The sequence below is a fragment of the Streptomyces cyaneofuscatus genome (assembly GCF_033109485.1).
In the GTDB taxonomy this organism is placed as follows: Bacteria; Actinomycetota; Actinomycetes; order Streptomycetales; family Streptomycetaceae; genus Streptomyces; species Streptomyces cyaneofuscatus.
This window is the reverse complement of the sequence record NZ_CP137002.1, coordinates 4363637-4383922: the sequence shown is the minus strand read 5'-3', so window position 1 is coordinate 4383922 and position 20286 is coordinate 4363637. Positions and strand designations below refer to the sequence as shown.

Below are 20286 nucleotides of genomic sequence, written 5' to 3'. Positions count from 1 at the left end.
ACCTCAAGGCCCTGTGGCCGGCCGGGACCTCAAGGCCCTGTGGCCGGCCGGGACCTCAAGGCCCTGTGGCCGGCCGGATCAGAACGGCAGGCCCGGGATCGAGCCGCCGCCGCCCAGGCCCTGCGCCAGCGGCCCGAGCTTCTGCTGCTGGAGCGCCTGCGCGTTCTCGTTGGCCGCCTGGACGGCCGCCACCACGAGGTCGGCGAGCGTCTCGGTGTCCTCCGGGTCCACGGCCTTCGGGTCGATCACCAGGGCCCGCAGCTCGCCGGAGCCGGTGACGGTGGCCTTCACGAGGCCTCCGCCCGCCTGTCCGTCGACCTCGGCCCTCGCCAGCTCCTCCTGGGCCGCGGCGAGGTCCTGCTGCATCTTCTGGGCCTGCTGGAGCAACTGCTGCATATCGGGCTGGCCACCACCGGGAATCACGGTCACTCCTGGCATTTCGACGACAAATGTTTCGGTAAGCCGAGCCTACGTGCTCCCCGGTCACCGCGCTTCACCCGCCGGGGACCAACTCTTTCGGGTGAGATTCGTCAACCGCCGTGAAGGCTCCTATACCTGACCAGCGGCCCTGCGCAGGCGGGAATCCCGCGATTTCGACTCCGCAGCCCACCATTCGGCGGTAGGAAGGGCATGCACATCGGTACGCCTGCGCGCACGCTCGGTGACGCAGAGTTACCCGCGTCATCCGCGTTGCCCGCGAGGAAGCCCCGAGCGTCCGTTCCGTCCGTCAGAGTGCGAAGGAGTGCCCCGGTGAGTCAGCCGGAGATGCAGCCCGAGGGGCCGCCCCGCAAGGAGTCCGACGCGGGTTCCGGTGAGATCGGAGTGGAGGCTTCCGCTTCTGGCTCCCGCGCCGGCGGAGCCGGGGGAAGCGGCGGAGGCCGCGGGATGGGCGCCGGCGGAGGCGGCGGTGGAGCCGGTGACACCGGCGCGCGGGACGGATCGGGCGGCGGCGGGGCCGGGAGCGGCGGCGCCCGGGCCGGTGGGGCCTGGGGCGGCGGCTCCGGGGCCGGCGGGCGCGATCTGACCGGACGGCCCTTCCCCCTCGGGGACTGGGGCGAGCCCGCCGAGCGGCTCGACGAGCTCTACCGCTGGGTCGAGTCCGGCGCCCTCGAAACGGCGGAGTGGTATCTCACCGACCGCGTGTGGAAGCGCCGGGGGGCCCGGGCCCTGCGGCTGGGCACCGCCGTCGGGGTCGTCGCGGGGGTCGCGCTGCCACTGCTCGACCTGACCGGGGCGCTGAGCGGGGCCGCCGGGTGGGGGTACCTCTCGCTGCTGCTGGGCGCCGCCTGCATGGGCTGCGACCGGTATTTCGGGCTCACCTCCGGCTGGATAAGGAACCTCGCCACCGCGCAGGCCGTGCAGCGGCGGCTCCAGGTGCTCCAGTTCGACTGGGCGTCGGAGTGCGTACGGGAGACGCTCGGCCCGTCCGAGGGGACGGCCAGCGAGGCGACGGAGCGGTGCCTGGGGGTGCTGCGGCGGTTCTCCGAGGACATCACGGAGCTCGTGCGGTCGGAGACGGCGGACTGGATGGTGGAGTTCCGGGCGGGGCCCGCGCCCATGGGGACGCAGGCGCTGGTCTCCGGGACCGCGGGCGGCCGGGCCGAGCCGAGCGGGCTGCCGGGACGGTTCTCCATGCCGTCCGTCGCCGCCCGCCCGAACATGCCCCGGCAGCGGCCGCCGGAGGCGCCGCGCTAGCGCGCCAGGTGGCTCAGCTGAAGATGATCATCGAGCCCTGGGCCAGCGACCGGGTGGCCGCCGCGTGCAGCCCCAGCCAGACGTGGCGCTCCCGGGCGAAGGGACTGTCGTCGTACGGGACGGGGGTCGCCGGTTCCTCCAGGGCCGTGGGGCCCGGCGGCGGCTGCGGGGCGGCCGGGGGGTTGGCCGGGTCGATGCCGATGGACGGGGCCACGTACTCCAGCTCCCGCAGCAGGCCGTGCGCGGAGCCGAGCGGGCCGCCGCCCTCCAGCAGCGCGTCGTTGGAGAGCGGGTGCAGGAAGTCGACCGGGACGTACGCCCCGGCGTGGTCGTAGTGCCAGACCAGGTGCGACTGCTGGGCGGTCTGCTCGAACATCTCCAGCAGTTGCTCGTAGTCGCCGCCGAGCCCCTCGACCGGGGTGACGGCCAGACCGCTCAGCTGGAGGAGATAGGCGCGGCGCAGGAAGTGCAGGGCGTCGTAGTCGAAGCCCGCGACCGGGGCCACGTCCCCGTTGAGGCCCGGCATGTAGGCGAAGACGGGGACGGGCGGCAGCCCCGCGTCGTTCAGCGCCCGGTCGTAGACGGCGATCTCTTCGGCGAACGGATTGTCGGGGCTGTGGCACAGCACATCGACGAGGGGGACGAGCCACAGGTCACAGGCCACGAAGTCTCGCTCTCCATCAGGTTCGGCGATCGTCGGACCAGCGTAATGCGAGGTGAACCGGACGCACAGTGCGTGGGTTCCTACTCTTCCGGGCGTTCCGGCGCCTGCCCGGCCTCCCGGGCCTCGCGGGCCTCCCCGGCCTCCCGGGCCTCCAAGTGGTCGGCCCAGGCCAGCGCGTGGGCGTAGTACCCCTGCATCACCGCCAGCACCTCGCCGCGGTCGCCGCCCGCGATGGCCTCGACCAGCTCCTCGTGCCCGAACCACAGCACATGCTCGTCCGCGTGCTCGCCGCGCAGCCGGTGGACGGCGAACACCCAGGCCTGGACGCGGAGTTTGGCGAGGAAGGCGGTGATGTACGGGTTGAGGACGAAGGCCCCGAGCTCCCGCCAGAAGCGGAGGTCGTACCCGATCAGTACGTCGAGATCGCCGCCCTTCGCCGCGCGGACGGCCTCCGCGGCCCGGCGCCGGATCGGGGCGAGCGCCTCGGGCCGGACGGCCACCTGGTCGGCGGGGCGGCGGAAGATGCCCTCGACGACGAGGGAGCGGGCCTCCACCATCGCCCGGTAGTCCCGAATCGTGAACTCGTGGACCTGGAAGCCGCGGTGCTGGTCGGAGCAGAGCAGCCCTTGCGCGGAGAGGTCGAAGAGCGCCTCGCGGACGGGGGTCGCGGAGACGCCGTACTGTTCCGCGATCTGTTTGACGGTGAACTCCCGGCCCGGGCGCAGTCGCCCGGCCAGCACTTCGTCGCGCAGCGCGTCGGCGATCTGCTGGCGCAGCGTACTGCGGGTCACACCTCCGCTCGGCACCATCGGTGGCCGCCCTTCCGGTTCGCCGGCCGTGTCCAGCCGGATTCGGCCGTCTTTCGGCTCGGGTCACCTTAAGGCAGCGGCCCGCCGTGCCCGATTTCGGGCACGACGGGAGGCGATTGCGTACGCGAGAGTGCCCGTACGGCTACACCGTGTACTCGTCGGCCACCGCGAGCGCGATGTCCAGCGCCGCGAGACCCTCCTTGGCCTCGGCCTCGGTGACGTTGCACGCGGGGACGGCGTGGGTCCGGTTCATGTTGATGAACGGCCACAGCCCCTGCTTCTTGGCCGCGGCCCCGAAGGCCGCCATCGGCGCGGCGGCCTCACCCGACGCGTTGTACGGGACGAGCGGCTCGCGGGTCTCCCGGTCGCGTACGAGTTCCAGCGCCCAGAACGCGCCGAGGCCGCGCACCTCGCCGACCGAGGGGTGACGCTCGGCGAGCTCGCGCAGACCGGGTCCGAGGACGGCCTCCCCGATCCGGGCGGCGTTCTCGACGACCTTCTCGTCCTCCATGACCCCGATGGTGGCGACGGCGGCCGCGCAGGCCAGCGGGTGGCCGGAGTAGGTGAGGCCGCCGGGGTAGGGGCGGGTCTCGAAGGTGGCGGCGATCTCGGCGCTGATGGCGACACCGCCGAGCGGTACGTAACCGGAGTTGACGCCCTTGGCGAAGGTCAGCAGGTCCGGCACGACGTCGAAGTGGTCGGCGGCGAACCAGGCGCCGGTGCGGCCGAACCCGGCCATGACCTCGTCGAGCACGAACACGATCCCGTACCGGTCACAGATCTCGCGCACACCGGCCAGGTAGCCCGGCGGCGGGGTCATGATGCCCGCCGTGCCCGGGATGGTCTCCAGGATGATCGCGGCGATGGTGGACGGCCCCTCGAAGGCGAGCGTGTCCTCCAGGTGCTGGAGCGCCCGGGCGCACTCCTCGGCCTCGGTCTCGGCGTAGAACGGCGAGCGGTAGAGGAAGGGCGCCCAGAACCGTACGACGCCCGCCGAGCCGTTGTCGGAGGGCCAGCGGCGCGGGTCACCGGTGAGGTTGATCGCGGTGGAGGTGGCGCCGTGGTACGAGCGGTAGGCGGAGAGCACCTTCGTACGGCCGGTGTGCAGCCGGGCCATGCGGATGGCGTTCTCGACGGCCTCGGCCCCGCCGTTGGTGAAGAAGATCTTGTCCAGGTCGCCCGGGGTGCGCTCGGCGATGAGGCGTGCGGCCTCGGAGCGCGCCTCGATCGCGAACGCGGGCGCGAACGTGACGAGCTTGCCCGCCTGCTCCTGGATGGCCGCGATCACGGTGGGGTGCTGGTAGCCGATGTTGGTGTAGACGAGCCCGCTGGTGAAGTCGAGGTAGCGGTTGCCGTCGTAGTCCCAGAAGTAGGACCCCTCGGCGCCGGCGACGGCGAGCGGGTCGATGAGGCCCTGGGCGGACCAGGAGTGGAACACGTGCGCGCGGTCCGCGGCCTTCACGGCCGCACCGGCCGCGGGGTCGGCGTACGGGGCATGAGGGGCATGAGGGGTCATGCGGGGAGCGTAGGTGCTGGTGGGGGCCGGTCTCCATGGCCATGTTGTACGGCGTGGGGCGCGGGGTTCGGCAGGGTGTCGGGTCCGGGCGTCCGGATGGCCATTGACAGCAAGCTGTCATCATGACAGAATCCTGTCACCTACTCCGGGAGGCTGCCATGACCGGCACCAGCACCAGCCCTGTGGTTCATCTCGCCGTGTACGACACCCTCGCCGACTGGGAGACCGGGTACACGACCGCCTTCCTCGCGCAGAACGGCTACACCGTGCGGACGGTGGGGCCGGAGCGGGAGCCCGTCACCACCATGGGCGGGCTGCGCATCCAGCCCGATCTGGCCCTGGCCGAGCTGCGCCCCGAGGACAGCGCGCTGCTCGTCCTCCCCGGGGCCGGGCTCTGGGACGCGGGCGACGACCTGGCCCCGTTCGCCCGTACGGCACGGGCCTTCCTCGACGCGGAGGTGCCGGTCGCGGCGATCTGCGGGGCGACCGCCGGGCTGGCCCGCGAGGGGCTCCTCGACGACCGGGCGCACACGAGCGCGGTCTCGTTCTACCTGGCGGCGACGGGGTACGGCGGTGGCGCGCGGTACGTGGACGCCGACGCGGTGACGGACCGCGGGCTGATCACGGCCGGGCCCACGGAGCCGGTGGCGCTGGCGCGGGAGGTGTTCGGACTGCTGGGGGTGTACGGGGAGGAGAAGCTCGGGGCCTGGTACCGGCTGTTCCACGACTCGGACGCGAGCGCGTACGAGGTGCTGGAGGGTGCGTAGCGAGGGTGCGGGGCGCGTCCCGTCCGAGCAGGAGCTGCTGAGCCGGGCGGCGCTGACGGTGTTCCGGCTGAACGGCCAGTTCCTGGGCGTGGCCGAGGAGTTGGCCAAGCCGGGCGGGCTGACGGCGGCGTGGTGGCAGGTGCTGGGGGCGGTGCTGCGGGAGCCGTTGCCGGTGGCGGGGATCGCGCGGACGATGGGGATCACCCGGCAGAGCGTGCAGCGGATCGCGGACCTGCTGGTGGGACGGGGCCTAGCGGAGTACGTGGACAACCCGGCCCACCGCCGAGCGAAGCTGCTCCGCCCGACGGCCACGGGCCGGGAGGCGGTCTCTCGGATCACCCCGCCCCACGCACAGTTCGCCGCCCGCCTGGCGGCAGAGCTGGGGCCGGAGGGGTTCGCGGAGACGGTGGAGGTGCTGGAACGCTTGACGGCAGCAATGGACTCAGCAACGGGGCCCCACTCCAGCCCGTCCGGCGCTTGAGGACGGAACCCTCGCGGAGGGGGGCCGCCACCCCAGCGCGTCGGGTGCCCACCCAAGCCCGTCCGGCGTTTGAGGACGGAACCCTAGGGCTGGGGAGCCCGCGCTCAACGCATCCGCTGCTCCGGAGCACCGCCCAAGCCCACGCACCGACCCCCCACTCCCCGGTTCCGTCCTCAAACGCCGGACGGGCTGGGTGTGGCGGGGACAGCGGCGGCACCACCCCCGCCCCACCGGGGCTATCCTCGTGCGGGCCGCACGGGAGGAACCGCACATGGACAAGCTCGGCCCCGCCGACCCGCACCGCATAGGCGCGTACCGCATCCTCGCCCGCCTAGGAGAAGGCGGCATGGGCCAGGTCTTCCTCGCCCGCTCCGACAGAGGCCGCACCGTAGCCCTCAAGCTCGTCCGCCGCGAACTCGCCGAACAGCCCGAGTTCCGCGCCCGCTTCCGCCAGGAAGTCCGCGCCGCACACCAGGTCGGCGGCGCCTGGACCGCCCCGGTCCTGGACTCCGACACCGAGGCCCCGGTCCCCTGGGTCGCCACCGGCTACGTCGCCGGCCCCTCCCTCCACCGCATCGTCTCCGGCCGCCCCGGCGCCCCCCTCACCGACGCGGGCGCGTACGGCCCCCTGCCGACCCGCTCCGTCCAGCTCCTCGGCTCCGGCCTCGCCCACGCCCTCCAGCACATCCACCGCGCCGGGCTCATCCACCGCGACCTGAAGCCCTCCAACGTGCTGCTCACCATCGACGGCCCCCGGGTCATCGACTTCGGTATCGCCCGCGCCCTGGAGTCCCTGGCCGACGGCGACCTGACCCGCACGGGCGCGATGATCGGCTCGCCGGGGTTCATGGCCCCGGAGCAGGTGCGCGGCGAGCGCGTGACGACGGCGTGCGACGTGTTCTGCCTGGGCTCGGTGCTCGCGTACGCGGCGACCGGCCGGCTCCCCTTCGGCGCGGCCGAGAGCGGCGGGGTGCACGCCCTGATGTTCCGGATCGCCCAGGAGGACCCGGACCTGGCCGGCGTCCCGGCGGAGCTGGCCGGGGTCGTCCGGGACTGCCTGGCCAAGGACCCGGCGGCCCGGCCGACCACCGACGAGATCCTGGCCCGCCTCGGCGAGGCGGAGGCGGACGAGCCGTGGCTCCCCGCCACCCTCATCGCCCAACTGGGCCGCCACGCGGTGGGTTTGCTCGACGCGGAGGACCCGGAGGCCCCGGCGGACCCACAGGGCCCCCACACACCGCCCGCAACCGCCGCAGTCCACGCGCTACCCACGCAGGCGGCAACACCCCCGCCGACCCCGACGCCACCCCCGTACACCCACCAGCCCCAGCCTCAGCCCCAGCCGTACGGCCACCCCCACCCCCAGAGCTACCACCCCACCTCACCCCCACCCCCGGCCCGACGTACAACACCCCCCTCCCCCCGGCCTACTTCACGCCCGCCCCGGCCCCCGCTCCCACCCCCGCGCGCCGTTCCACCGGGGCGACGGTCGCGCTCATCGCCGTCGCGATCGTCGTGGCGATAGGCGCGGGCGGCTCCGTGTACGCGTTCATGAACAACAAGGGCGGCGACACGCCCACCCCCGGCCCGTCGACCTCCGCCTCCGGCCACACAGCGGGTACCGGCGCCGACGGCGGCGTCCCGGACGACTACCTAGGCACCTGGTCCGCCTCGCTCCCCGGCGACCGGGGCGCGTCCACCCGGAAGCTGACCATCCGCCAGGGCGACGTCGGCGACCAGGTCCTCTCCCTCACCGCCGAAGGCCCCCTGGCGCTGGGCGCCACGTACCACTGCGAGTTCACCGCTCCCCTGGCCGCCCGTCCGGCCGACGGCGAACCGGTCCGCATCGGCCCCTCCACCGTCTCCGTGGGCCGCCCGGCCGCCTCCTGCTCGCCCGGGAAGGCCACCGAGCTGACCCTCCTGCCGGACGGCACCCTGCGCCGGACGACGACCGCGTCGGGCGAGAGCCTGATCTACACCAGGTCGGACTGAGCGGACGACTCCTCCGTAGGGGAAGAGGACACCGCGTCCGTACGCCGCACCGCCCCCGCCGGCCGCAACGCCCCCGCGACCAGCGCAGCCGCCGCCAGCAGGACCAACACCACGAGCATCGCCAGCCGCAGGCCCACATGGTCGGCCAGGAACCCCAGCGCGGGCGGCCCGACCAGGAACGCGACGTAGCCCGCCGTCGCGACGGCCCCGACCCGGGCGGCGGCCTCCTTCTCGCCCTCGCCCGCCGCCGAGATCGCGACCGGGAAGCCCAGCGAGGCGCCGAGGCCCCAGAGCACGACCGCCGCACCGGCCAGCAGCGCGCTGGACGAGAAGATCACCAGCGCCACCCCCACCGTCGCCACGACCGCGCTCGCCCGGACCACGGCCGCAGGCCCGTACCGCACCAGCAGCGGCCCGCCCGCGAACCGGCCCGTCGTCATCGCGACGGCGAACAGCATGAACGTCAGCGAACCCGCCGTCGCACTCGTCCCGTGACCGTCCACCATCAGCAGCGGCAGCCAGTCGTTGGCGGAGCCCTCCGCGAACGCCATGGCCAGCACGATCAGCCCGATCAGCACCAGCCGCCGGTCGCTCCACACGGCCAACTGCGCGCGCAGGCCCCCGGTCCGCTCCCCGTCGTCGCCGGCCTCCGTCTCCTCGCGCCCGGTCCCCGAGGGGATGGCGCGTACGGTCCACAGCCCGGCCACCGCGGCGGCGACGGCGATCCCCGTGAGGTGCCAGCCGACCGGGAAGGCCACCGCCGTCAGCCCCATCCCCAGCAGCGCGCCGAAGACCGTACCGAGGCTGAAGCAGCCGTGCAGCACCGGCAGGACCGGGCGTCCGGCGGTCCGCTCCACCGCGGCGCCCTCGATGTTGAACGCCACCTCCGCGAGCCCCATCCCGGCCCCGAACAGGGCCAGTCCGGCGAAGACCCCGCCGGACACCTCCAGGGCGGTACCCCCGGCGATCACCAGCAGCCCGGCGACGAACAGCCCCGCCCCGACGGCGATCACCGGCCGGCCGCCGTACTTGCGCACGAGCCCGCCGGAGATGAGCACACCCCCCATCGAGCCGACGGAGAGGCCGAACAGCACCAGCCCCATGGCACCCGTGGAGGCGTCCAGCGCGTCCCGGACGGCGGGGGTCCTGGCGACCCAGGAGGCCAGGCTCACCCCGGCGGCGAACATGAAGAGGAAGAGCGCGGCGCGCCAGCGTCGGGTGGGTGCGTCCATGACCGGCAGGTCCTTCATGAGAGCGGCGCCTCTGCTATCCAGATGGGGGACGGGGGAAACGGATATGCGCCTGAAGCGTACGGTCGGGCGCTCCGCCTCCACAGAGCCTTTCGCCCCTTGCGTCCGGGCTGCGACCAGGCGGTTACCGCAGCCTCCCGGACCGGTTACCGGGACCGGCCCCTCACGCTCCCGTGGTGGAGCCGGGCCGGACGGACGATCATCAGAACACCCGGTTCTCCGGCAGGAACCGTTTCGGCCAATGACCCCGATCGCACCCGGAGAGTGCGAGCCTCACGGGAAGATGAGACGTCTGCGTACGCCTCTGACTTGGAGGTCCTCATGGGTACGCACGGCAAGCCGGCACCGGACCCGTCGCAGGGCAAGCCGCCGCCCGGCAACTCGGACGGCCAGGTCCCGCCCACTCCCCCGCCCACCGGCACGCGTCGGAAGTAGCCCCACATGCTGGAAGAGCGCCGCCTCCGTCTGCTCTCCGCGATGACCGCCGGGGGCCTGTGGCCTGCGGACTCGCCCTGGGTGCGCCAGGCCATGGAGGCGGCCCCTCGGGATCGCTTCGCACCCGATGCCGTGCACGTCTGGACAGGCGAGCGGTACGAGGTCGTGCGCCGGGCCGAGGCTCCGGAGGCGTGGGCCGCCGCTGTCCACCCCGACCCGTACGGCTCCACCGTCACCCAGGTCACCGACTCCCTGCCGACCTCCAGCATCTCGTGCGCGGCCGTCGTCGCCACCATGCTGGACGCGCTCGCACCGGACCCCGGACACCGGGTGCTCGAACTGGGCACCGGCTCCGGCTGGAACGCCGCCCTGCTCGCCCAGCGCGCCGGACAAGGCCACGTCACCAGCATCGAGATCGACGCCGGACTCGCCGCCCACGCCCGCCGACGCATCGAGGCGGCCGGCCACCGCGTCCGGGTCATCACCGGTGACGGCGACGCCGAGCTGCCGGAGGGGGATGCCTTCGACCGGGTCATCTCCACCTACGCCGTGGACCACGTGCCCTGGGCCTGGGTGGAGCGCACGCAGCCGGGCGGCCGCATCGTCACCCCCTGGGGGCACACCGGGTGTGTCGCCCTCACCGTGGCGGAGGACGGCGGGTCGGCGACCGGCTGGATGCAGGCAGCTGCCCGCTTCATGCCCACCCGCCACGCGGGACGCCCGCCCGCACCCTTCGAACGTGTACGGGACGGAGACGTCGGCGCACCAGCGCAGTTCCCCCGGTCTGTCCAGCAGTTGGCCCACCCGGACGTGCTCTTCGTGCTGCGCGTGCTCCTGCCCGACGTGCACCTCGACACCCGAGACGCCGGGACCGACGGGCTGGCGACCGCCTGGCTCAGCGACGGGCACTCGTCCTGGGCCGTCCTCCAGCAGGCCGGTACCGCTGTGACCGCACACCGTGGCGGGCAGCGCGACCTGGCCGACGAGGTCGACCGGGCCTGGACCGCATGGGAGGAGCGGGGGTCACCCGGCATGTACGACTTCGGACTCCACATCACGCCCGAAGCCCACCACGTCTTCACCGGCGACGACCCGCACGGCCCCCGCTGGCAACCGCTCGCCCCTGCCCATCAGCGCCCGCCGCACACATGAGGCGGCCGAACAGGACCCGGGGCGGTCACCGAACGTCTCCAAGGAGGTCGTTGAGTTCGTCTTTGCAGTCCATGCCGACCGGCATGAACGTCAGGATTCCGGATTTCTCCCCGCCGTCCCGCCTGGCCCTGTCGAGCTGGCCCTCGATCTCCGCGATGTACTCGCGGCACTCGGCCTTGACGTGCCGCTCCGGCCGCGCCTCCGGTGGCGACGCCGCACCCTGGAGCCAGGCGGTCGCGGCCAGGCCGGCCCCGCAGAGCCCCGCCCCGGTGAGCACCCAGGCGCGGCGGCTCATCCGTCGTGGATTCGGCATTGAGGCACCCTACGAGCACGACGGCAACGACGCCTAGAGGGGCGCCGCGCCCGCCCCGGCGGACCGTCCGTCACCTGTCGCGGCCGAAGTACAGCAGCGACTCCGCCGCGTTGATCAGGATCAGCGTGTGGACGAAGCGGCCCGGAGCCGTCGGCGGGAACCGCCACGACAGCGGCCATGTCCGGCCCTCCAGCGCCGGGACGGGTACGTAACTCACCCGGTTCCTCGCCGCGTTCAGGATCGTCACCTCGCGCGGCCAGCAGCGGTGTGCCGTCGAGCCCGGCGGTACGAGGAAGTAGACGCCGCGCCGGCCGTTCGCCTCGGTCACCACGGGGCCCGGTTCGCCGCCGACCAACTCCTCCATCAGGTCGGCCAGCCGCCGCCCGGCCTCACCGTCCACGCGGACCGCGTCGAATTGCACGCCCGCCTTGCGGAGTTGGAATCCCGAGTCCGGGACCCACCCGATATTGCGCTCACCATTCAGTGCATTCACAGGGCGATTGTGACCGCGATCACCTAGCGTTCTCTACGACTGGCGAGGGCCGTCGCACACCCGTTGACCTGCGCGAACTTCGCTGTTGGGCAGTTGATTCCAGCCACATCGCGTAGTGACCGGTTGAGTTCGGTTGAGTCGAAAAGAGATCACGTCATGGCAAGTGCGGAGAACAAGGAGACGGCCAGTCCGGCGGCGAAGCTGGTGGCCAAAGTGACGCGGATGCTGCGCGTCCAGCGCGATTGGTCGCAGGACCGGCTGGGGGACGAGATCGGCTATTCGGCGGCGGCCGTCAGCGCGATGGAGACGTGCGCGCAGCCCGCCAGTGACGCGATGCTGGTGGCGCTGAAGCGCGTCCTGAGCGAAGGCAGCGAGGTCTTCGAGACCGCACGGCTGTACATGCGGATGGAGCGGCTGCCCGAGCAGTTCCAGGACTGCGCGCTGCTGGAGCAGGCCGCGATCAGCCTCCAACTGTTCGCCACCAACGTCATCCACGGGCTCTTCCAGACGGAGGCGTACGCGCGGGCACTCATCGGTGGCGGATACCCGCCGCTCTCCGACGAGCGAGTGGAGGAGCTGGTCCAGCTCCGGATGGCGCGCAAGGCCCTCTTCGACCGCGACCCGCTGCCGATGATCGAGATCATCATCGACGAGGCCGTCCTGCGCCGCGTCATCGGCAACGAGGAGATCATGCGGGAGCAGTTGCTGCATCTCGTGGAGTGCGCTCGGCGACGCAATGTCACGCTGCTGGTGTTGCCGCTGGACGCCGGGAAGTACGGGGAGTACGACGGTGGTCGCGGCGAAATCAACCTGGTGGAGACCCCGGAGCATGAGCATCTCGTCTATCTGGAGCCGCAGGACGAGAGTCTGCTGATCAGTGACCCGGCAAAGGTCAGCGTCTACGCTCAGCGCTATGCGAAGATCCGGTCACAGGCTCTGGGTCCTCGCGAATCGCTGGACCTCATCATGCGGTTGGCAGGAGTGAAGGAATGAGCAGCACCCTCCGATGGTTCAAGTCGAGCTACAGCAACGCGAGCGGCGGCGAGTGCATCGAGGTCGCCTTCGACTGGCGTACGTCCTCCTACAGCAGTGAGAGCGGCGGCAACTGCGTCGAGGTCGCCGCCTGCCCCCACGCCGTCCACATCCGTGACTCCAAGGTCACCGACGGTCCCGCCTTCGCCGTCGCCCCCGACGCCTGGTCCACCTTCGTCAACTGGGCGGATTGACGTATGCGTGGGCGGCCGCCTCGGGGCCGCCCACGCAGTACGACATGATCAGCCACCTGTGAAGCTCCTGGTGGCGGAACTGATACGCCGGTCCCTCCGCCCGCAGCAGCCCCACCTTGTAGGCCCACCTCACGAAGTGCCCCAGGCGGAACGGCAGTCGGCCGCGCAAGAACAGGAGCGCGAGGAGGTAGCGGCGGGTCGCCGGGATGGCCATCAAGGCCATCACGACGGTCGCGGAAACCAAGGTCGTGGCGATCGCTGCCGGGGTGAGGGCGAGGCTCCCACTCCATATGCGTGGAACAGCCAGTGCAGTGAACATGGTCGTGGTGTAGGCCGTGCCGCGGAACGTGGCGCGCACCACCTCACCGAGCATGCCACCGCGCGGATTGTGCCGCAGCAGCTGCCAGGAGTCGAGGGTCCCGCCCCGGGCCTGATGAGCGAGGAACCATATGGCGGCCAACGCGGCCGCAGGTGCCCCGATGCGCGCCATCACCTCACCGGTGGCTGCGCCCGCCTGTCCGACGCTCTCGCCCGCCAGGTAGCCGGAGGCGCCCATGCAGAGCGCGCTGACCACGAAAATGATGCGCCAGAGGAGTGACCGCAGCTCCCCGAAAGCCGCCCACGGAATCAGCAATTCGAAGGCGACCAAGCCAGCAAGGCCGGTGGCCATGGCCGTGGTGGAGCCGGAGGCGCCCAGCGCGGAGGCGGCCGCGAGGGCCAGGGTGACCAGACCGGGTGCGGCAAGAAAGCGGAGAAGCGTCGACCTCAGCAACCTCAGCAGGCGGCGGCGCTCCCGGCCTCGCCAGAAGCGCCTCACGTCCAGCCGTGGCAGCTCGTACACCTCCTGGCGGTAGGCCAGCCACGCCGTCAGTGAACCGGCCGCCACCACGAGCCCCGGGGTCACGTACCAGGCGCTCCCGGCCAACGGCCCGCCGGTCAGCGCGACAAGGACGACGAGGAGGCCGACTGCGGCGGCGGAGCCGGTGAACAGGGCATCCAGCGCACGGATGCGGCGTGGACCCGCGATGGACCCGAGGCGGCCGACAGAGATGCCGCCGAGGATGAAGTCGTCCGACCGCAGTTCCTGCTGAAACACAACTCTGAGCTGACGGCCTTCGGCATCCACCGATGCCATATCCGCTTCCCGGGTGGCGACTTCCTGCCGTAGCTGTTCGAACTCGGGATGCGCCACGTCCAGTGCCGCGAGGTGTCTCCGCTGCTCTTCATGGGCCACTCGGATGTCCGTCATGACCCTGTGGGCCCGCTCGAGTCGTCGCCGCATCTTCTGCGCCTTGGCGGCTATCGCGTCCTCCTCCGCGCCTCCCAGGCCGAAGTGCCAGGCGAGTTCGCCCAGCCAGCGTTGTACGTCCCCCTCGGCGTACCCTTTCTCGTCCGCCTCCGCGACGTGCAGGCGGACGGTGGCCGGGATGTACCGGGCCAGCATGTGCTCGTACAGGTCCCCGGCAGCGGCGCGTTCAACGAGGCCCGCCGGGTCTCTCGCGTAGGCCGTCACGGCGAGCGTGAGGCGCCACGGTGAGGAGAGGCTGCGGGCCAGCGGGCCGTCGGGAGCGGTCCGGAGTTCGGTCAGGACCGGCTCCCAGCGTTCGGTGTTGGTCAGGACGCGCGGGTGGTGGGCCAGGAACGTGAGGGACTGGGTGCCGGTGAGGGGTTCGACGGCGAGGTGGTGGGCGTTGGTGAGCGGGTGGTCCTCGCTGAGGCGCTCGTACAGTTCGCTGCGACAGGTGAGGATGACGGGGCGCTGGTCCATGTTCTGCCGGTCGGAGCTGAGTTGCTTCAGCAGGGCTGTCGCATGGGTATAGCTCATCTCATCCACGCCGTCGAGGACAGGTATCACGTGGTGCCCGGTGACGACATCGTGGGCCTCCGCCTCGCTCAGCGCGTGCACGCGCTTTATCTGCTCGGCGAACCACGTGTCGAACGGGCGGTCCGGCTTCCAGGCCTTGGCGGAGAACCGGACCGGGACCGGTGCGCCCGGCTCGCGTGATTCGAGCAGCGCCAGCATCAGGTGGATCACCAGCATGGTCTTTCCGGCGCCCGGCTCACCGGTGATCATGACGCGTCGGGGACGCAGCGTACGGAAGTGGTCGACGACCCCGGTGCGCGGCTGCCGGTCGCCCGGGACCCGGAAGCGCGTGTCGATGTCCGGCGTGCCGACGCCGAGGAGCTGGGCCACGGCCTTCTCCTCCGCGCTCCGTACGAGCTCGGCCAGCCGAGTCGCGGTCGTCTTCGCGTCCGGGCGCCGCTTGAGGATCGCCACGACGGCCAGCCACGCGGCGAGCGCTGTCAACGGTAGGGCGAGGACACCGGCCGTGTCGCCCGGCCCCAGCCCGCCCTTGACCAGCGTCCACACCGTCCACAGCAGGCCGGCCACCGTGACCACGGCCAGCGGCGGTTTGAGGTGCCGCAGGACGGTGTGGAGGCGCAGTTCCCGTTTCTCGTCCATGGCATCGATCTTCCCCTAACCCTCGTGCCAGAAGCCGAAGTTCGGGCACAGTCCCGGCTGCGCGTTCCGGAACTGGACGATCCGGCCGGGCAGGATGGAGGCATGGTGACGCGACCTGTTCCTGTCCTCGTCTACGACGGCGACTGCGCCTTCTGCACCTCGTCGGTGAACGTCCTCACGCGATGGGTGCGGCCGCGCTGCACCGTCACCCCGTGGCAGTTCGCCGACCTGGACGCGCTCGGCACCACCCGGGAGCGGGCCGAGCACGAGGTGCTGTGGGTCACGCCGCTCGGTGCGGTGCACGGCGGCGCACAGGCCGTCGCCAAGCTCCTGCTCAGCGCGGGCGGGGGGTGGGCGTGGCTGGGCGGGCTGCTCACGCTGCCGCCGGTGCGGTGGATCGCCCACGGGGTCTACCGTCTCGTCGCCGCCAACCGCGCCCGGCTGCCGGGCGGTTCACCGGCCTGCGCGCTGCCGGCGGACCGCAGGCCGGGCGCGGAGGCCCGGGGCGTGTCCGGGCCGGACACGCCCCAGGACAGCAAGCCCTAGGAGGGGCCCTGCTTCCAGTCCTCCACGAGGAGGCCGAGCAGCACCTCGTCCAGGAACTCGCCCAGCACCCAGGCCGAGGAGCGCAGGACTCCCTCGCGGACGAAGCCGTTGCGTTCGGCGGAACGCTGCATCGCCGTGTTGTCCGCGAGCGTCTCGATCTGGAGGCGGTGCAGGCTGCGCACGACGAACGCGTAGTGGCACAGGGTCGCGACGACGTCCGTTCCGTACCCCTTGCCGCGGGCTTCGGGCAGCAGCGCGAGACCGAGGTGGGCCGACCGGTTGTGGGTGTCGATGCCCCACACCGACGCGATGCCGATGAGCGTGCCGCCCTCCAGCTCCACCACGGAGAAGGAGAGACGGTCCTCGCTCTCCTCGGCGTCCACCGCCAGGGGCGAGTCCTTGGCGTCCGGTGACAGCGGCCGCCAGGGCACACCCGAGGCCCGGGCGGCGTTGACCACGTCGTTGTAGAGCTCGGTCCTCAGGACCGGTATGTCGTCCTCGTGCCGGGCCCGGAGCCCGATCTTTCCGCCGGTGAGCATGGCGGGATTCCTATCCGACGGGGCCCGGCGGCGGCAATCGGATAACCGGCCGGCCAGGCCCCGGCCCCTTCTCCGCCAGAACCCCCGGCCCCTTCCCCGCCAGGCCTGCGGCCACTTCCCCGCCAGGTCTCCGGCCGCTTCCCCGCCAAGTCCCCCGCGCACGCGGGGGCGTGGGGATGGCCAGGAGGCGCGAAAAGTGCGCTCCGTTGTCGGTGGCGTGCCTTATTCTGCGATCCTGGCCGCGCCCCAGCTCTTCGTTCTCTCATCTCGGGTGACGCGCGGCCCTTTCATACCGTGGGGGTATCAGTAACTGTGCGCACGCGCAGAATTTCGACCGCGACGGCGTTCGCGGTCCTCTTCAGTTCCGTGGTGCTCGTCGGCGGTACGGCGGGCACTGCCGCCGCCGACAGCAGCAGAATCCTTCCCGCAACCTCGCTCGGCGACATCGTCGCCGACGGTGTGCACCAGCGGGTGTTCATCAGCGACCCGCAGTCCGGCCAGATCCTCGCCACGGACTACTCCGGCAAGGTCGTCCGCGTCCTGGGCGAACTGCCCGGCGTGACCGGCCTGGAGCTGTCGGCCGACTCCGGCACGCTGTACGCGGGTGTGGCGGCCTCCGACCACATCGTGGCCATCGACACCGCCACCCTGACCGAGTCCGCGCGCTACGACATCGGCCTGGGCACCCGGCCGACCCACCCGGCCCTGGCGGGCGGGAAGCTCTGGTTCGGCTACGGGGCGGCGACCGAGGGCAACATCGGTTCGCTGGACCTGTCCGGCGAGGAGCCGGTCGTCACGCTGGACCAGGAGCCGAACCGTACGTGGTACTCCGCGCCGGTCCTCGCCTCCTCGCCCGGCGCGCCCGACAAGCTGGCCGCGGCGGAGGAGGGTTCGAGCCCGGCCGAGCTGGCGGTCTACGACGTGGCGTCGGGCACCGCCGAACGGACCGCCCAGCTCCGGTCGGACGCGAGCAACGTGAGCGACATCGCGGTGAGCCCGGACGGGACCCAGCTCGTCGTCGCCAGCGGTGCGCCCTACTTCCACCAGGTGTACCGGACGTCCGACCTGCGGGCGGAGCAGGGCTACACCTCGAAGCACTACCCCAACGCCGTGGACATCGCCCCCAACGGGACGGTGGCGGCCGGGATCGCCGGTTGGTACGACCCGGACGTCTACATCTACCCGAAGGGCGCGTCCAAGACCGTCCCGGTGCGGACGTACGACTTCCCCAACACCGGTACGTCCAGCGGGTCGGACCTCCTGGAGGATGCGGGTCTGGCCTGGGCGCCCGACAGCAGCCGGCTGTTCGCCGTCTCGGTCAACAGCGAGGGGACCCGTTCCTTCCGGGTCCTCACCGACCCGACGCGGTCCGTCGCCACCCTGAGCATCAGCGCCCCCGCGAAGGCGGCGCGCGCCAAGGCGCTCACCGTCAAGGGCTCCATCAAGGCCTCCGTGGCGCTCCCGGCCGGCACGCCGGTCACCGTGACCCGTACGGACGTCGAGTCCCCCAAGGGCAAGTCGCTCGGCACCGTGAAGACGGACGCCAAGGGCGCGTTCACCTTCAAGGACACCCCGCCCGCCGGCGGCAAGGTGACCTACAAGGCCACCTACGCGGGCTCCGCCAAGCACACCGCCGCGTCCGCGTCCGCCTCCGTCACCGTGTCGCGTGCCGCGGTCTCGCTGAAGCTGAACCGGAACAAGGCGGTCTACGCGTACAACAAGAACGTCTCCTTCACCGCGACCCTCGGCAAGACGTACAAGAACCGCGTCGTCGAGCTGTGGGCCGACCCCTTCGGCGCCGACAAGCCGAAGAAGCTGGTCAAGAAGGCGAAGGTCAACTCCAAGGGCAACCTGTCCGTCACCGTCAACATGAAGCGCGACACGACGGTCACCGCCGTGTTCGCGGGTGACGCCCGGTACGCGCCGAAGACCGTGAAGTCGACCGCGTACGCCAAGGTCAACGCCTCGCTGAAGCTGTCCAAGCAGTACAAGACGGCGAAGATCGGGAAGACCTCCTACGCGTACTACAGCAAGAAGAAGAACCCCGACTTCACCACGAACATGACCTACCACAAGGGCCGCAAGCACCTGCTGACCCTTCAGCTGAACTACCAGGGCACCTGGTACGACGCGGGTCAGCAGTACTTCGCGCTCGGCTCCAGCGGCAAGTCGATCGTGACGCTGGAGGGACCGCACGAGACCGGCTACAAGATGCGCGTGCGCACCTCGTACGTCAACGGTTCCTCCGGTGACAGCGTCAACTCCACGACGCACTCGGCGTGGAAGTACTTCATCTTCACGAAGTAGCCTCCGCCGCCGCTGTCTCGCGGGCCCGTAGCGCCAGCCACAGGTCGTAGCGGGCGCTCGGCGGGCGCAGCAGCGAGCGCTGGAGCACGGTCTCCAGCCGGGTTAGGCGCTTACGGGCGCCGGGGACGGAGATGCCCAGCTCGGCCGCTGTCGGGCCGAGGCGGCCCTCGCACCGCAGCCAGGTGCGCAGGGTCTCCTCGGCCGCCCCGGTCACCGGGGCCAGTTGGCGGAGCGCCCACTCCTGGACGGCGGGGCGGCGCAGGACCTCATCGAGGTCGTGCGCCGCCCCGCCGTCGCACTGTCCGGCCTCCGGGGTGCAGACCGGGGCCGGGGTGGCGCGGATGCGCAGGGCCAGGTCGAGCGCCGCCTGGTCGGCCAGCCGGTGGAGGTCGAGGCCGAGCAGCTCGCCGATGAGCCTGAGGCGGGCGGCCAGGGTGTTGCGGTGGATCTTGAGGTGGTCGGTCGCGTGCGACGAGAAGGCCAGCCAGGACGCGGCGGTCGCCGTGAGCTCCTGGTTCCCGGGGTCCTGGGCCCGGCGCGGGACGTGCGTCAGGAGCGGGGTGAGCAGGGCCTCGGCCCACTGCCGCCCGGCGGTGCCGACGACGAGCGCCGGTTCCGGGGCGGCGCCGAACCGGACGTGCCGGCCGGGCACTTCGCGGGCGACGGCCAGGGCGTGGAAGGCCTGGCGGTAGCCGGTGGCGGTGTCGGCCAGCGGCACCTGCTCGCTGGCGCCCACCACACAGCGGTCCACCAGGGCGGCCACCGCCTCGTCGGTGGTGGTCCCGCCGTCCGCCGGCATCACGAGGATGAGGTGGCGGGCGTAGACCGGGCACCGCACGATCCAGGACCGGCCGCCGTCCGCCTCGGCGCAGACCCGGGCCACCTCGTCCCGGCTGTCCCCGGGGCACTCCACGACACAGACCCGTACGGGGTCGGGGAGGCGGGGGCGCAGCGCACCGGCCACCTGCTGGGCGATGGAGAGCTGGCCCGTCATCAGCAGGTGCAGCACCGCCTCCCGGCCGCGCGACTCGGCGAGGTCCACCCGGCGCCGCTTGCGCTCGACCGCCTCGGCCTCCCGGCACAGGGAGAGCGGCATCAGCACGTCGGCCAGCAGCGTGGCGAGCCCGGCGGCCACGGGCCGGGGCGTGACGACGGCGAGGAGGGGGGCGGCGCCCCGGTCCTCGGCGTGCGGGTCGTGCGGGCCGGGCAGCGGGAAGAGGAGGACGGTGTGCGCTCCGGTGTCGTGGGAGTACGCCAGGGCCCCGCGCTCGGTCAGCGCCCGCACGCCCTCGGCTATCAGGCGGGGCACGTCGGGGACGTCGGCCGGGGCGGTCAGGGGGCCGCTCGGGGCCGCCCCGGACGCGCTCAGCAGGGTCCCGTCGGAGCGGGCGATTCCGGCCCAGCCGTCGGCGCGCCCCGCCAGCCAGCGCAGCAGGCCGGCCGTTCCGCCGTTGCGGGCCAGCCGCTGCATCCTCAGCAGGTCGTCGTCACGCTGTCGTGCTCGCACATGATCCCCCGATCACCCTGTGCATCCCCGTACGTCACCCTTGAGCATCCCCGTACGCCCCTGGGCATCACTGTGCGGAGTGTTACCCCCGCCGGCGTCCCACTGGGCGCATTGAACCTCCCCGTGCCCC

At 72.2% G+C, this 20286-nt stretch carries 18 protein-coding genes and 1 pseudogene; 9 read left to right on the top strand and 10 right to left on the bottom strand.

Features of this window, described 5'->3' with window-relative positions; translation table 11 throughout:
• Positions 1 to 78 precede the first annotated feature (78 nt).
• Positions 79 to 423, bottom strand: coding sequence for a YbaB/EbfC family nucleoid-associated protein (locus R2B67_RS19460; RefSeq protein ID WP_026241856.1), 345 nt, complete (start codon positions 421 to 423; stop codon positions 79 to 81).
• Between the two features lie 327 nt (positions 424 to 750).
• Between R2B67_RS19460 and R2B67_RS19455 the strand changes: the two genes are divergently transcribed.
• A complete protein-coding gene (locus R2B67_RS19455; RefSeq protein WP_317819818.1) occupies positions 751 to 1695 on the top strand; it encodes an SLATT domain-containing protein in 945 nt (314 codons plus the stop codon).
• Positions 1696 to 1708: 13 nt separating this feature from the next.
• On the opposite strand, the gene R2B67_RS19450 is transcribed toward R2B67_RS19455, so the two are convergent.
• From R2B67_RS19450 to R2B67_RS19440, 3 genes are all read right to left on the bottom strand, one after another.
• Complete coding sequence (locus R2B67_RS19450; protein ID WP_317819816.1) at positions 1709 to 2359, bottom strand: putative DNA-mimic protein; 651 nt, start codon at positions 2357 to 2359, stop codon at positions 1709 to 1711.
• Between the two features lie 80 nt (positions 2360 to 2439).
• Complete coding sequence (locus tag R2B67_RS19445) at positions 2440 to 3168, bottom strand: GntR family transcriptional regulator (RefSeq protein ID WP_317819815.1); 729 nt, start codon at positions 3166 to 3168, stop codon at positions 2440 to 2442.
• A 142-nt stretch (positions 3169 to 3310) separates the two neighbouring features.
• Positions 3311 to 4684, bottom strand: coding sequence for an aspartate aminotransferase family protein (locus R2B67_RS19440; protein ID WP_317819814.1), 1374 nt, complete (start codon positions 4682 to 4684; stop codon positions 3311 to 3313).
• A 158-nt stretch (positions 4685 to 4842) separates the two neighbouring features.
• On the opposite strand from R2B67_RS19440, the gene R2B67_RS19435 reads away from it, so the two are divergent.
• From R2B67_RS19435 to R2B67_RS19425, 3 genes and pseudogenes are all read left to right on the top strand, one after another.
• Positions 4843 to 5451, top strand: coding sequence for a DJ-1/PfpI family protein (locus tag R2B67_RS19435; protein WP_317819813.1), 609 nt, complete (start codon positions 4843 to 4845; stop codon positions 5449 to 5451).
• Positions 5444 to 5932 carry a MarR family winged helix-turn-helix transcriptional regulator gene (locus tag R2B67_RS19430; protein WP_317819811.1) on the top strand — a complete coding sequence of 163 codons (489 nt, stop codon included), beginning with the start codon at positions 5444 to 5446 and terminating at the stop codon, positions 5930 to 5932. The genes R2B67_RS19435 and R2B67_RS19430 overlap by 8 nt, the downstream gene beginning before the upstream one ends.
• Positions 5933 to 6203: 271 nt before the next feature.
• A pseudogene (locus tag R2B67_RS19425) lies at positions 6204 to 7924 on the top strand (serine/threonine-protein kinase).
• On the opposite strand, the gene R2B67_RS19415 reads toward R2B67_RS19425, so the two are convergent.
• Positions 7906 to 9174 (bottom strand): MFS transporter, encoded by a 1269-nt coding sequence (locus R2B67_RS19415; RefSeq protein ID WP_317819807.1) that lies wholly within the window; start codon positions 9172 to 9174, stop codon positions 7906 to 7908. The pseudogene R2B67_RS19425 and the gene R2B67_RS19415 overlap by 19 nt on opposite strands.
• A gap of 441 nt (positions 9175 to 9615) precedes the next feature.
• On the opposite strand from R2B67_RS19415, the gene R2B67_RS19410 reads away from it, so the two are divergent.
• Positions 9616 to 10761: a methyltransferase domain-containing protein gene (locus R2B67_RS19410; RefSeq protein WP_317819806.1), complete on the top strand. Its 1146-nt coding sequence runs from the start codon at positions 9616 to 9618 to the stop codon at positions 10759 to 10761.
• 25 nt (positions 10762 to 10786) lie between these two features.
• Here R2B67_RS19410 and R2B67_RS19405 read toward each other — a convergent pair whose 3' ends face one another.
• A complete protein-coding gene (locus tag R2B67_RS19405) occupies positions 10787 to 11074 on the bottom strand; it encodes a hypothetical protein (RefSeq protein WP_317819804.1) in 288 nt (95 codons plus the stop codon).
• Positions 11075 to 11144: 70 nt separating this feature from the next.
• On the bottom strand, positions 11145 to 11567 hold the full coding sequence (locus R2B67_RS19400) for a hypothetical protein (RefSeq protein WP_317819803.1): 423 nt from the start codon (positions 11565 to 11567) through the stop codon (positions 11145 to 11147).
• A 156-nt stretch (positions 11568 to 11723) separates the two neighbouring features.
• On the opposite strand from R2B67_RS19400, the gene R2B67_RS19395 reads away from it, so the two are divergent.
• A complete protein-coding gene (locus R2B67_RS19395; RefSeq protein ID WP_317819801.1) occupies positions 11724 to 12560 on the top strand; it encodes a DUF5753 domain-containing protein in 837 nt (278 codons plus the stop codon).
• On the top strand, positions 12557 to 12793 hold the full coding sequence (locus tag R2B67_RS19390) for a DUF397 domain-containing protein (RefSeq protein ID WP_317819800.1): 237 nt from the start codon (positions 12557 to 12559) through the stop codon (positions 12791 to 12793). The genes R2B67_RS19395 and R2B67_RS19390 overlap by 4 nt, the downstream gene beginning before the upstream one ends.
• Here the strand turns inward: R2B67_RS19390 and R2B67_RS19385 are convergent.
• A complete protein-coding gene (locus R2B67_RS19385; protein WP_317819798.1) occupies positions 12777 to 15257 on the bottom strand; it encodes an NACHT domain-containing protein in 2481 nt (826 codons plus the stop codon). The two genes, R2B67_RS19390 and R2B67_RS19385, sit on opposite strands and share 17 nt — an antisense overlap.
• Positions 15258 to 15359: 102 nt before the next feature.
• Between R2B67_RS19385 and R2B67_RS19380 the strand changes: the two genes are divergently transcribed.
• Complete coding sequence (locus tag R2B67_RS19380) at positions 15360 to 15803, top strand: thiol-disulfide oxidoreductase DCC family protein (protein WP_317819797.1); 444 nt, start codon at positions 15360 to 15362, stop codon at positions 15801 to 15803.
• Here the strand turns inward: R2B67_RS19380 and R2B67_RS19375 are convergent.
• A complete protein-coding gene (locus R2B67_RS19375) occupies positions 15800 to 16342 on the bottom strand; it encodes a GNAT family N-acetyltransferase (RefSeq protein WP_317819795.1) in 543 nt (180 codons plus the stop codon). The two genes, R2B67_RS19380 and R2B67_RS19375, sit on opposite strands and share 4 nt — an antisense overlap.
• 312 nt (positions 16343 to 16654) lie before the next feature.
• Between R2B67_RS19375 and R2B67_RS19370 the strand changes: the two genes are divergently transcribed.
• Positions 16655 to 18649: an Ig-like domain repeat protein gene (locus R2B67_RS19370; RefSeq protein ID WP_317819793.1), complete on the top strand. Its 1995-nt coding sequence runs from the start codon at positions 16655 to 16657 to the stop codon at positions 18647 to 18649.
• Here R2B67_RS19370 and R2B67_RS19365 read toward each other — a convergent pair.
• The gene (locus R2B67_RS19365) at positions 18639 to 20120 is read right to left on the bottom strand and encodes a helix-turn-helix domain-containing protein (RefSeq protein ID WP_317824908.1); all 1482 of its coding nucleotides are present in this window, start codon (positions 20118 to 20120) and stop codon (positions 18639 to 18641) included. The two genes, R2B67_RS19370 and R2B67_RS19365, sit on opposite strands and share 11 nt — an antisense overlap.
• Positions 20121 to 20286: the final 166 nt, after the last annotated feature.

What these genes read in the sequence shown, in the direction of transcription:
- R2B67_RS19445 (WP_317819815.1), bottom strand. Translation starts at nt 3,168, where the DNA reads ATGGTGCCGAGCGGAGGTGTGACCCGCAGTACGCTGCGCCAGCAGATC.
- R2B67_RS19440 (WP_317819814.1), bottom strand. Translation starts at nt 4,684, where the DNA reads ATGACCCCTCATGCCCCTCATGCCCCGTACGCCGACCCCGCGGCCGGT.
- R2B67_RS19435 (WP_317819813.1), top strand. Translation starts at nt 4,843, where the DNA reads ATGACCGGCACCAGCACCAGCCCTGTGGTTCATCTCGCCGTGTACGAC.
- R2B67_RS19415 (WP_317819807.1), bottom strand. Translation starts at nt 9,174, where the DNA reads ATGAAGGACCTGCCGGTCATGGACGCACCCACCCGACGCTGGCGCGCC.
- R2B67_RS19410 (WP_317819806.1), top strand. Translation starts at nt 9,616, where the DNA reads ATGCTGGAAGAGCGCCGCCTCCGTCTGCTCTCCGCGATGACCGCCGGG.
- R2B67_RS19405 (WP_317819804.1), bottom strand. Translation starts at nt 11,074, where the DNA reads ATGCCGAATCCACGACGGATGAGCCGCCGCGCCTGGGTGCTCACCGGG.
- R2B67_RS19395 (WP_317819801.1), top strand. Translation starts at nt 11,724, where the DNA reads ATGGCAAGTGCGGAGAACAAGGAGACGGCCAGTCCGGCGGCGAAGCTG.
- R2B67_RS19390 (WP_317819800.1), top strand. Translation starts at nt 12,557, where the DNA reads ATGAGCAGCACCCTCCGATGGTTCAAGTCGAGCTACAGCAACGCGAGC.
- R2B67_RS19385 (WP_317819798.1), bottom strand. Translation starts at nt 15,257, where the DNA reads ATGGACGAGAAACGGGAACTGCGCCTCCACACCGTCCTGCGGCACCTC.
- R2B67_RS19380 (WP_317819797.1), top strand. Translation starts at nt 15,360, where the DNA reads ATGGTGACGCGACCTGTTCCTGTCCTCGTCTACGACGGCGACTGCGCC.
- R2B67_RS19375 (WP_317819795.1), bottom strand. Translation starts at nt 16,342, where the DNA reads ATGCTCACCGGCGGAAAGATCGGGCTCCGGGCCCGGCACGAGGACGAC.
- R2B67_RS19365 (WP_317824908.1), bottom strand. Translation starts at nt 20,120, where the DNA reads ATGCAGCGGCTGGCCCGCAACGGCGGAACGGCCGGCCTGCTGCGCTGG.